General features: G+C 56.8%; 9 protein-coding genes. All 9 read right to left on the bottom strand.

Features of this window, described 5'->3' with window-relative positions; genetic code table 11:
* Positions 1-93: 93 nt before the first annotated feature.
* From pelG to ORD17_RS06265, 9 genes are read right to left on the bottom strand one after another with little or no spacing between them, the layout of a single operon-like run.
* A complete protein-coding gene (gene pelG, locus ORD17_RS06305; protein ID WP_308390004.1) occupies positions 94-1,464 on the bottom strand; it encodes an exopolysaccharide Pel transporter PelG in 1,371 nt (456 codons plus the stop codon).
* A 2-nt stretch (positions 1,465-1,466) separates the two neighbouring features.
* A complete protein-coding gene (pelF, locus tag ORD17_RS06300) occupies positions 1,467-2,966 on the bottom strand; it encodes a GT4 family glycosyltransferase PelF (protein WP_308390003.1) in 1,500 nt (499 codons plus the stop codon).
* Positions 2,963-3,865: a hypothetical protein gene (locus ORD17_RS06295; RefSeq protein ID WP_308390002.1), complete on the bottom strand. Its 903-nt coding sequence runs from the start codon at positions 3,863-3,865 to the stop codon at positions 2,963-2,965. The genes pelF and ORD17_RS06295 overlap by 4 nt, the downstream gene beginning before the upstream one ends.
* Positions 3,862-5,145: a PelD GGDEF domain-containing protein gene (locus ORD17_RS06290; protein WP_308390001.1), complete on the bottom strand. Its 1,284-nt coding sequence runs from the start codon at positions 5,143-5,145 to the stop codon at positions 3,862-3,864. The genes ORD17_RS06295 and ORD17_RS06290 overlap by 4 nt, the downstream gene beginning before the upstream one ends.
* Before the next feature lie 10 nt (positions 5,146-5,155).
* Positions 5,156-5,689, bottom strand: a complete 534-nt coding sequence (locus ORD17_RS06285; RefSeq protein WP_308390000.1) for a hypothetical protein — start codon at positions 5,687-5,689, stop codon at positions 5,156-5,158.
* Between the two features lie 22 nt (positions 5,690-5,711).
* Entirely contained in the window at positions 5,712-7,184 is a 1,473-nt protein-coding gene (locus tag ORD17_RS06280; protein ID WP_308389999.1) for a hypothetical protein, read from the bottom strand.
* Positions 7,181-8,827 (bottom strand): tetratricopeptide repeat protein, encoded by a 1,647-nt coding sequence (locus ORD17_RS06275; protein WP_308389998.1) that lies wholly within the window; start codon positions 8,825-8,827, stop codon positions 7,181-7,183. The genes ORD17_RS06280 and ORD17_RS06275 overlap by 4 nt, the downstream gene beginning before the upstream one ends.
* Positions 8,824-9,675, bottom strand: a complete 852-nt coding sequence (locus tag ORD17_RS06270; RefSeq protein ID WP_308390067.1) for a hypothetical protein — start codon at positions 9,673-9,675, stop codon at positions 8,824-8,826. The genes ORD17_RS06275 and ORD17_RS06270 overlap by 4 nt, the downstream gene beginning before the upstream one ends.
* Positions 9,653-12,415 (bottom strand): endo alpha-1,4 polygalactosaminidase, encoded by a 2,763-nt coding sequence (locus ORD17_RS06265; protein ID WP_308389997.1) that lies wholly within the window; start codon positions 12,413-12,415, stop codon positions 9,653-9,655. Before ORD17_RS06265 ends, ORD17_RS06270 begins: the two co-directional genes overlap by 23 nt.
* Positions 12,416-12,439: the final 24 nt, after the last annotated feature.

Here is a 12,439-nt window from a genome sequence, read left to right as displayed (position 1 = left end):
GCGGCTATCCAAACATAAGGCAGCGCTAACTGCAACACGGAGCACCGCCGTCACTGACCGTCTACCTACTTCCGCAGCGAGGCACTGCTGACCCTACCGTGCACGAATGAAGGTGAGATAGTCAATGCGATCCAAGTCGCGCGCCAAGAGATAAACCCCCAGCGTGTCAACCAAGAATAGCCCGGCAACGAACCCCATACCATAGAAAAACGGTCCCGCACGCAGTGTCAACCAGGTAAAAACCAGGTTCCCTGTAAAAAACAATAAGCTCAATACCACCGCCCGAAAACGCAAATCAAGATAAAAATAGACATTTAACAGGCTCATAAGCAAGAGCTGCAAGCTTACGCCAATGACGTCAAACTCAAAAATTCTGGCGTAATTCTGTGAATAGCCCAGAACGTGTAGCAGTTGCGGCGTAAAGGCAAAAGCGAGGAGCACCGTTACCCCTTGGATTTTGGCAATATCCCACAGCCCGGCCCGCGTGGCAATGATCATGCCAATTTTGGCCGCACGCAACTCGGCTAACGTTCCACCCTCAACGATCGCTCGATTGTAGGATTGGTACGCCTCTACGAAATCGGTTTCCAGACGAAACAGAAACACCGCGAGTCCTGGCACGATCGTGATATAACTGAGAAAAATGGGTACGTCATAGATCGGCGAAGCATGTAGTGGCCCGATGACCTGCTCTCCCGTTGCCGGATCAAACCAAAAAAGGAACTTATCCGCCCAGATGGCTGCATTGAAAGCCAGACCAACTAGAGAAAGCGACCAGAACAAGTGGTTGACACGCTTTTCCGGCCATTGCAGATACCCCGGGAACTCCCTTATAACCGTGATACCCAGGCCAAACAACAGAACCATTTGGCCTACCGAGAATGCTGCAAGATAGCCCGGCAATCCCCAGTGGCGACCCTCAAAAAATCCCAACAAAACGATCGTTGCGTAGGCGAGAAAATACCAACTCACCAGCGCCTTGTAGTCCTTCAGACTGGTGCCCATGATGGTAAGCACCCATACGCCACAGAGTTCGACAAAGCTGAACCCCATCAGAACCTGATAAACGAGGGATGTTCCCTGAAACAACAATAGCAGGATCAGGCTCGCGAACACCGCGCCCGGGACCATTGCCGTCACCAGCATGGTGAGCAATATCGTTACCACCGAACGTGCCTGCCGAGCAAACAGCATGTCAGCGATATACCGAGTAAACAGCAACTGCATAGGCCCGGTAAAAATGAGCGATACTGCAATCAGGTAAGTGACGGATACCTGAAATTGGATGATGGGTAAGGCTGCCGACTGATCGCTCATGGCGAGAAAACCAAGGAGCAATATTCCAAAAATCGATAGCAGCCATGGCCCGGATGAGACAATGCCGGCGTAGCCGTAGGCCTCGATCAGCGCCAAGTAGCTATTTCGGCGAAGAATACGACGCAACTCAAAGCCAATGCCTGCCATCGTCAATTCCTTCCCATAGCCTGGTCGTACAACTGTCGATATGCGGCAAACATCTGCTCCTCGCGATACTGACTCTCTACCCGTGCGATCGCCTGCTCGCTACAGCGCCGCCACTCCGCGGGATTATCCAAGAGTTCGTATATTGCTTTCGCCATCGCCTGCGCATCTGCGATGGGTACCACCTTTCCTGCGGCCTGCGGATGATCGGCGTTCGTGCCGAGGATGAGTTCCCGGCAGGAACCTACATCGGTACTGACCACGGGAACGCCCGCAGCAAAACTCTCAAGAATCGACAAGGGCAACCCCTCGCTGATGGAACTCAATACGCTGAGACGTGCTTCCTGCAATATCTCTGTAACGGCACGAAAACCCAAGAATTGCACCTGCTCCTGCAGTTGGAGGTGACGCAACAACACCGTACACTCCGCAAAGTACTCTTCGTCTTCTTCCGTGGGACCAACAACCCAGAAACGGGTGCTACGCCCCTGGTCGCGAGCGACTGCAGCGGTGCGGATAAAAGTTTTGATATCCTTGATCGGGACCACGCGACCTATCAATGCCACAACGTCCTGTCTCGCCGCATAGTCTTGGCGACAGGAGACAAACTTCTCTACCGCAATCCCGTTGGGAATCGTGCACAATTTATCGGGGCTGGCGCCATCGGCAACCTGCAACGGAATCACGCCGCTGTACAGATTGATGATTTTATGGGCTTGGCTGTAGGTGATTTTACCGAGCAGGGAAAAAAAATTGATCCAGAGCTGCCGTAGATAATGAATGTGGCCGGCACGCTGCAAGAATTCTTCGTCTTCCTCGATCCAGCGAGCCAGCATCAAGTCGATGCGGCGCTCCTTGGTATAGATGCCATGCTCGGAAATGAGCAACGGCCGACCTTGCTGATAGCTGAGTAGAGCCCCCAAATAGCCGGCATAACCGGTTGAGGGACAATGCATGATCTTGGCCTGGGGTGCCCTTTTCACAGCATTCTGGATCACCCAGAGGGGGGCATGCATACCGCGAATCGTCCAAAAATAATCGACGAAGGGGGGCTGATCCGGGATCTCTGCATAGCGCGCAAGGAAATACTGCCATACTGATTCGGAATACAAAAAAATCTGCTGACTTATCGAGAAGTTATTCGCATAAGCGGCAAGATCCAGCCCTTCTTGCTTGCCGGCGATACACTGTTTCATTTGCTCATGGGCAACTTCAACCGACTGCAAATCTGGTCGCTTAGCCGCCAATTCAACCTTTTTAGGTGGAAGCTCGTTATTGTCATGGAGAAAATATTCCGCAAAATAGTCTACGTTCTCCGGCAATGCATAAGGCGTGGCGGTGTATTCGTCACGGGCACTTCCCAAAAAAATGATGCCGAAACGGTGTTCAGGGAACCCTTGCATCATTCGATTCACCCAAGACGAGACTCCGCCGCGGACGTAGGGAAAAGTCCCTTCAAGAATCAGTAGGACATCCACGGACTCGACAGATTTACGCATCATCATTTCTGACCTATCCAGAAACGATAGGACGCGGCGTAACGCGGAGAGAGAGCCATCTCGGGATGATCTGCGTATACCGATTGCAAACCTTGAATGTCGCGCTGAAGATAAAGCGCTGCCGCTCGATAGGGGGCAAGCACACTCGGTGCCACATTCGCTTGCTCGGCTTGCCGAAAAAGCTCTAGCGCCTGGCCCGCAGCGCCGATTTCCAATGCACGCAGCCCTCGCAGCATGGCTGGCGCCGGCTCCACCGCCTGGTCATCGAAGCCAAGCTCAGGCTTCGCCTCCTCTTTCCGCAGCAACGGATCGGCCAGCTCACGAGAATCGGTGTGGTCGATGTTCCACCGCAACCAGGCTAGATATTCCTGCAGCCGCTGCCGCAGGCGGGGGCTGGAACTGTGTTCAATATCCTGCTGCAGATCTAACAAGAGTTCCGTATTTTCCTGTTCGCGCTGATCCAAGGCAGCATAGGCCAGCAAGCGGATCTCTTCGGCTTCGTCACGTAACGCAGAGCGCAGCAAACGAGTTTGTTCGGCAAAACGGGAGGAGACGATCTGGGAAAGTGCCTCCACCCTCTGACCAAGATTCCTGGATCCTCTCAGCCGACCTGCCACCGCTCCCTCCGAGGCAACGGAAATGCGTAGACGAAGGTCTCGTGCGGGAGCCGGCACGAGGATTGGTTCTACTGCGGCAACGTGAATACGGTGCCGCACGGAGCGGAGGGCAATCGCATAACTTACGGCAAGCACCGCACCCAGGAATGGGAGAAAAACGCTGAGCAAGAGAAACAGGAGCCAGGCTGGCAACCAACCCCGTAATGCCCTCTCCCGTGGCGCAATGACGCTTGCCCCTAACGATGCCGCCAAGGCAACAAAAAAATAAAGGATAGCGACCAAAATCACGGCGAATCTCCCTCTTCGAGGAAGGCGCGAATCTGGACAACAGCGTCCCTGCCGTCGAGCTCCAAGGCATCTCTGCGTTGAAAAACCTTTTCCCACTCGTTGCGGCAGCTTTCCTGGATCTGGGTTTCCACACGCCGCAGGTAGCCCTCCATCGCACTTTGGCCAGAAAATGGCAGCAGAACCAGCAGATACAGGTCGCTTCCACCGCGATGCAACCACAATACATCCAATCCGCGACGCAGGTTTTGCATGCTTCGCACGATCGCCTCCGCTTGTGGGGCATCCCGCAGAACGTAGCGAACACAGAACCCCACCTTCGCGACGATCTTTGCCAAACGCTGCAGTTGCAGAAAATCGACAGCAAACTCTGGTGGACAATCAGACCAATGTTGCAGTAATGACTGAGAAAATTGAACTGCCTCGGAATAGTTACAGAGGTACTGAAATAAAACCTCTACGATCTGCAAGTTTTCTCTGCTAATAGCAAAAAAAGACATCTCTTCAATGGCGAGATAGTATACGATTCCGGCCTCTTCCCCGCAGACATGGACGGACAGATATTGCTGGATCTGCGCCAAATCAAGGCCTGCAATATTCTGGCTTTGGCCTTCTGCAACCGCCTGGTGCCAAACAGGATCCATCTCATTCAGTGCGGTAACGTCACCGAAGCTAGCCAGCAAGACTGGATGCGTATTCGCAGCGGGGCGAGAATACCAGGCAGCCACTTGTAGCCCGGCAAGCTGATTCAGAAAATACAAGGCCCGGGATACGATCTCCCGGTTCAGGACACCTCGATTGGCAATGAGGCTACGTCGCAGGTCTTCCAGGGCAGTACGCGCAGAAACCGGTTTGTAGAGCAGGCTTTGCTCCAGACGATCGAGGGAAATTCGCGTGACGTAGAGGTCATCCGCGAGCTGACGCAGCCGGGTTGCGGTAATTTCTTCCTCCAGCGCACGTCCCGTCTCGCGCCGCGACCAGTATGCACTGAATTCCGACCCAATGAGCACCACCAGTAAGGTACCGGCAGCAAGCTCCAGACTGACACCCAGCGGATAGGGATGCCAGAGAAAATCACTGGCCAGGATCACCATGGAAGCCAATGCCGGCAGGAAGGCGTAACGCAAGGCGATAAGCAAGGGGATGAGCATCAACCAGGGGAACCCCTGGGTGAACAACAGGGGATCCTGGGGACGCAGAAAATTGCTGAGCAGTAATGCACAGATCGGCAATAGAATTGCCTCGAGCCAGCCCTCGCCCCGTCGTGGCAGCGCCGTCAGCATGCCCATGATGCTAGTGAAGCGCGCGATTGAGGAGGCGCTGGATCAGGCGTTGCGCAACCCCTCCTGTGCCGCCACGTCCCAGGCTTCCGCCGTGGGCACTGCCCACCCCACTCCACACCACCTTATCGTTGGCAACATCGACCACCCACAGCGTCATGGCCACTTCCGGTTCGGCATTAATCCCAGCACGATAATCCCATTCATCGACACTTCCCGCCAGGGCATAGCGAGCTCCATCGGCACGCGCCTGACGCAAGGCGTCCGCATATTCCCGCTTCCAGTCGCCACCAAGGAGGGCTTCGGTACGGGTATTGATCGGCAGATTCCCAAGTACCGGCCGTCCCTCACTTTGCAAGGTACCTGCAGCGATCGCCGCCGCACGGGCATTGGCCATCGGAGTCTCGGTATTATTGGCAAAGGGCAGCACCGCCCAGGTGGCTCCCTTGTTGTCTGCGAGCGGGCCGGCCGTTTGCACATTCATACCGGCACAGCCACCAAGCGAAGCCACCAGTCCTACAGAAACGACTACTGCGCGCCAATTCATCTTGATTCCCCCTGTTCGATTCTTAAAAATAAAAACGGTATCCGAGGCGCACCATGCGCTGATTCAAGGCCAACCCATTTCCTCCCTGCCCCTGGGCGAAACCAATACGCAGCCGATCCGGCCCAAAAACCGAGGTACTCAAACCTGCATCGAACTGATATTGCGGCCCAAACCGGGTATTCTGATACACACTGAGGGCGATATACGGAGTCCAATCACTAGCGATGGCCCGCTCCCAAGTTCCCCACTGCACTCGCATTCCGATATCGGCGTAACTACCGGGCAATATAAGATCCGGGATACGGGCATCCGGTTGCAACGCGGCAGCCAGTACTCCTTGCAACTGAGTAACCCGGGTAAGATCGTGATAATCGGCGAAGGGTCCAACTTGGAATTCCCAAGGGCCGAGATTATGACGCCACAACAAGGAAACCTCGCCGAAGCGATCGCTCCCGAGTGCGTCCCCATCCTGTCCCTGATATTGCCGCCATCCCCCACCGATGTTGCCCAGCCAGGAACCGAAGCGCTGCGCCCACTGCAAGTCAATGCGGTTGACCATGCCTGCCACTGCGAGGGCAGGGCTTTGCAGACTGCGGTCATGATAATCGAAGTTGGCGGAGAATTCGCCCGTATCGGTCGCTTGCCAGGCAAGCGAGATACGCGCGCTCACATTGTTTCGTTCGGCCTGATAGCTTCCCAATAAGCCCTCTATCTGCCAGCGCGGATCTTGCCAGCGGAAACCAACCAAATCACGGCTACTCCACGAGGGCACGCGGAGCAATTGAGAAGCCGCAGACGCGGACTGCGCCAAGGCATCGGCGTCAAATAGCAAACTCCAACGGTCATTCCAGGCGATCCGTCCACGCAGCCGCGGTCCAAAGAGGCTGAGGCCGTTGAACGCTTGCCAGCTGCCCGCAAGATCCACGAAGCTCGCACTCTCGCGCACGGCTTCCAGATATTGGCGGCGCAGAAGACGGTCAAACGGATCGGTCTGCATAGCCGACAATGCATCCTGCCGGGCTTGCCGGTAACGTCCCAGCTCCATCTGCGCCTGCATGCGGTCGCGCACCGGTAGACCCTGCGGGTGCCGCAAGAGACGCGCTAGGGCAGGCGTATCGTGGGCATGCAGTGCCAGGCTCAGCTCTACCCACCGCGGCGTCGGCTGCGGGTTACTGGTGGCCAGCAGTTGCGCGAGGCCCCAGTAGCCGTGCGCCAAACTCCAGGATATGGCGGGCAGGAAATCGCCCCGACGTGCCGCGGCAAGCAACACATGGCGCGTCACATTGCCGCCAGCGGGTGCTGCGGCCAAAGCATCGGCAAGGGTATACAAGGGATCGTGCGCAAAGTCGGAGTCAGGCGTCGGCTGGCGGACGGGAACGGCACGAGCTGCGGACTGGGACGAGACCGTATTGTCGCCGTTCGCGCGGGCCAGGGCCGGAAACAGGCAAGAGCTTGCCGTCAGCAACGCCAGAACGCCCAGACCCTTGCGTCTCACCGATCACCCCCATCCATATCGCGTAACTCCTGAGCACTTTGCCAGGCCGCTTGACGACGCAAGCTCCAAGCCAGACCGGTCTGACCAGTGCTATCCCAGAGAGATGCCTCGTTGAGCAAACGCGGGGCCCGCGCGCTTGGCGCTACCTTCGCGAGGTCCCTAGGCAAATAGAGGGCCTGGCGGTTCAGATTCAAACGCTCGAGGGCATTACGCACGGCATCGCGCAGGGCCGATTCCGGTTGCGCCGTGTTCCCCACCAGAACGGCGCGCAACAGACGTAGCTGGCCACTGTCGATGAGCATCCACAGCAAATTGTTTTCGGCGACAGTATCATCAGGGTTCCGTCGGAGGGCTTCTGCATAGGCGTATCCGGCAAGGTGGTAGTCGAGACGGGCATTGGCCCATTGCCCCAACGCCAACCAGTAGGCGGGAAAATTCCGCAGGCCATCCGGGTCGGACTTTGCCACCTCTTGCAACAGTTGCCCCAAGGTCTCCCAATGTTTGGCTGCAGCTGCATAATACAATCCTTCGAAGTAAAAAATCGGGAGATGGTATTTGCGCCATCCGAGCATGGCCACCGACAAAGCCGCCTCGGGTTCCTTCTCACCCGTCAATCGTACCAAACGTTGCAAATCATATTGATTGGCAGCGCCCAGAAGATAGAGCGTCTTTTCCGCCTGCAATGCGGCGTCATGATCATGCAATTCCCAAGCGAGGACGGCATACAGTTGCCAAAACGGAACCTCTTCCAGGGTCGCTTGCGCACGAACACGCTCCAGCGCGGCAAAGGCCAGACGATAATTCCCTTGCATGGACAACAGGCGCGCCTCTTCGATCGCTATCGACGGATCGGAACCGTACTGCCCGGCACTGCGCTGCAAGGCGTGCAGGCTGGCTTCGATGTCGCCCATCTGATAGCTGAGATACGCCTTCTGATTCAGCAGATAGCGCCGGGGGCCGAAACGTTGGAGCGCATAATCGAGGGCCTTCAACGCACGGTCTGGTTCGCCGAGCTGCCCGTATGCATAGATCAGGGATTTCCACTCTGCGTCACTGAGCGGCCGACTGTGTGCCGCCGGTGCCAGCATGCTGATGACGATATCCGGCCGCTCCAGAGTCAAGGCCAGCGATATTGCCTTAGCCTGTGCCGTCGCATCGCCATGCTCCGCGAGCCAATGCAGCTGACGTAACACCTCTTCGCGTTGACCCAACCAGCCCGCAACTTCGATCAGCCGCTGGCGCCAAAGCCGATCATCCGGCCGCTTCTGAACCGCCGTGAAAGCCAGCCGGTAGGCTTCGTCAAGTTCATGACTTTGCAAAAAAGCGCTGTAGGCCAGATCGTAAAGCTTTTGCGAATATTTCGCCGGATAGGGCTGCACTTCCAAAGGTGGCCGGTACCAGGATGGTGATACGCCGCCTTGGTCCAGGTAACTCATCCCCTTGCCCGATTTTTGGCTGGCCTGTAAATCCGCGGCAAAGGCATTTGCAACCTCTTTTTGCTGCAGATACTTCGCCCGCCATTCTGCGTCGTCAGAAGCCAGGCTACCAGGCGCCTTCCACCAATCCGAGGGCATCGAAGCGGCAAGCGCTGGCAACGCGCACCACGCGAGAACGAAGCTGATCGCGAGGGCGCGAATCTTCATGACATCTTCCTGCCAGGGGCTTTGCGCAACAATTCGCGACGCAGCCACTCTGCGGCCAGCTGCGGGCGACCAGCAGAGAGGGCCAGCTCCGCCATGGCGAGCAGCACCTCATGATCCTGCCATAGCTGGGGCAACCTCTGCAGAGTCGATTGCGCTCCTTGCAGGGCAGCTTCTGCGCCTTTTCCACCCTGTATCCATCGTATCCCCTGCAAGAACCAACGCTTCGCTCGTGCGCTGTCTTGACTCTGCGCCGCGAGCTGCAGAAGGAGAGCACCGGCTTTGGCCGGCTGACTGCCAGCTGCCCAGGCATGTGCGGCCGCAAGCTGATCAGCCTCCCGCTCGTGCGGGTCTGCTCTGGCGGCCGCCAACCACGCCTGTGCGCTGAGGTCGTAGGCACCCAAGGCATAGGCATCCCGCGCGAAGGCTTGCCACTGGGCAAGCGGCCAGGAACCCATTGCATACAGTCCTGCCAACTGCGGGCGCAAGCTCCGCAGCGCTGCCTCACGCTTCGGCGAGTCTGCAGGGATGGCAAGCGTTTCCGTTTTGTCGATCCGCCATTGCAGGAGGCGCGCCTGACGGTACAAAGGACCGTCGGGTTCACGCAATACGGGAGCAATTTGTCTTCGTGCCGCAGTATACTGACCGCTGCGCAACATCAGGTCCGCACTCTCCAGATGCGCCTGCGCATCGGCAGCGGTCTCCTGAAAAAATAGAGGACCATGCCAACCATACTGCCAGGCGACACCGGCGATCACCGCCAGAACGATCGCAACAAAAAGCAGCAGACTCGCCGGGCGTAGTAGATGCGCCCGACCGCCAGCCAGATCAGCTTGTCGGGCAGCGGACATCGACACGCACACGCTGCGAACTGCTCTGGATCTGCTCGGAATCTGTTGCTGGCTTGCCGTTCAGCCTTACCTCACAACCCTGCACATTGGCGAGATGGAGCTGTACCGGCACAAAACCATCGAGCTGCGCGGTAAAGCCATTGGCATTTTCTTGATAAGAGGCGATGGGCGCGTTGGCGCTCCTGATGTACGGTACCTTCGGGGCCGCGGATTGCAGAGCCAAAAATGCCGACCCCTGGCCATCCATATGCACGTAGTAGGCACCGTTTGGCGTATCGTTGTACCCCGCAATGCCCGAGCTGGCCGCGAGGTTGGGATAGCCGAGGCTTTTCGGCATACGCAGTTCACGTAGGTCAGTGGCATTACCAATCCAGAAACCATCACCTTGGCGCGCGATGTGAATGGTGAAAAAATTATTCGCGATGTGCGCATAATTGGCGACATAGGTGGGGGTGATGGATTGGGTCAGAACCCAGTCATATACCTTTTCCAGCGCAGAGAGAGAGGCCAGTTTGGTCGCCGTATACCAATGCGTATAGATGTCGATCGGTTTCAGGCGATGAGGCTTGTTGGTCATCTCGAATGTCTGGATGACATTGATATAGCCCCAGAACGGCCCGTGCCATTGGTTGGTAAAGTAATCCTCGTTCGCATCTGGAGCAAAGACCTGCAACCATTTACCGCGAAAAATGCCGATGGGGGGAACCGCCGTGATACTCGGGTCCTTTTTGCTGATATAACTGTCACCACCGTTGATGTTCATCAATCCGGCCCCATACGCAAGGCCCACCACCCGTGCATCGGGTTCACAATCCCCCGACCACTGATCAATTACCACCTGTTTACAGGGGGGCGCGAGGTGTTGATCAATCCACTTGGCAGCACCTACCGCCTCCATGTAGGGACTGAATTTGTATCCCGGGACTGGCAGATTGATACCGGGGTAATCCTTCCCTGCTTCGATTGCTGGCCAATTGAAGGGATGCGACCACATATGCGAACCAATTTCCACATAGGGCAGACGAAACACCTCGCGGGCCACCTGGGTACCCAGGGGCGCGAGCGCCGGATACAGTCCACGATCACCGGGGAGCAAGTCGCCAACAATGATGGAACCCGTAAACGGCAACTTGTATTTCTCCAGGATCCGGTGCATGTAGACCTCACCAGCAATGTGGTACGGCGGGAACTGGGCGCGGCTGACGAATCCGTCGCCGTCGGTATGCGCCATGAACAGACGTCGTCCACTTTCGGTCGTCGTATCGGGTACTGGCATTGGCGGCAAACGCAGGGCCTCTCGATACAGCGCAAAAGGATCAATGAGCCAACGGGTGTCCTTATTCGGTAGTGTCTTCAAGATGTAGGGCGACAATACATAGCCACCCCACGGAGTGATGGCTGCGGCGTCTTCGCTACTGCCGGAGATGTCGCGCAGATGCAGCCAAATCTGGCTGCCCGCTGGGGCGTTCGTCGCGAGAAAATCCCGAGTGCTGGCCTGCACCGGCATTTCATAGTTCATTTCCTTGGCCGCACTGACAACCTCTGCCGAACTGGTCGTGACCGACTGAGGGCGAGACATTTCCAGTGCCTGATAGAATTCGGCATCCAGATCATCCTGAAAATCCCCCATCAGCAGGAGTGGTATTCCCGCCTGTTTCACGCCACGCAACCAGCGCGAAAGACCGGCAACATCAGTCACCGGATCGCCATCACTCCATAATATCACCCCCGCGTATTCCCCAGCGTAGGGAGCTTTGGGCAAGCCATCGGACAAACGCCGGAACTCGGGAATGTAGCCGAGATACTCCAAAGGCATGGCGCCATCGGCAAACGCCTCACTGTATTCTTTTGGGCCTGTGCTGTTATACAGGATCAGGACATGCCGCGGCATCGGCTCACGCAAGCCAGCACCAACTGCCGTCAGCTTGCCATTGGTCACATAGGGGATAAAACCCAGAGCCCGGATCTTCTCGGCATCCTTCCACCACCCCTCGCGATTGAGTTTTGTCGGCAGATAGTCGATCACGATAGCTGGCAGACCAAAGGATTGCGCCTTACGCAGTTCCGTGACAAGAGCCTCACGGTTGGATGCCGACACCTCCTGATAGCTTTGGGCTGATTGATTCCATTCGTGGAACAGCGACTCAGCCAGCACTGCAGACAGGTCTTGGTGAATCTGTGGCAGTACCGAGAAACCCCGATTGGCAATCAATTGTGCCTGCGGATGCGCCGCCTTGATGGCCTGAATCAGATCGACGAGCCCCTGTTCCTGAGCCTTCCGCGCCGCCCCCTCCGTCACTGCCTCATAGGAGTCGAGAGTGTCCAGGAAAAATCCGCGGTATCCCTCCGCCCAGATTGGATCGATGACTTTCTGCAGGAGAAAGTCGCGACATTGCGCATGCGCGAGATCGATGATTTTACCGCCCCAAGCGGCATTACGACCCAGCACACAGGATTCCGGAAGCTGCGCATAACGATCGTCACCGGGCGTCGTTTCGCCAATACTGACATAGGCGAAAACCTTTTGTTGCGGAGCGAAGGCACTGGGTGAACGATCGCCTCCAGGATTGACGACCACCCAGTCAAAATCATGGAACGCCGCAGGTGCCGCGCCGTCGCCATAGTAAAATCCAACACTGGGCAGGGAAGCAGCTTGTGCAGGCAACAAGCCCACCCAGAGCAACGTCAAAACCCCAATTACCACCGCAACCCGCAGGTGATGGAAAGAACCCAAACGCATACGCCCCTCCTACGTGCTGATTAC

The organism is Acidithiobacillus sp. AMEEHan, assembly GCF_030996345.1.
Taxonomy (GTDB): Bacteria; Pseudomonadota; Gammaproteobacteria; order Acidithiobacillales; family Acidithiobacillaceae; genus Igneacidithiobacillus.
The sequence above is the reverse complement of the archived record's forward strand: the minus strand, read 5'-3'. Positions and strand labels throughout refer to the sequence as shown.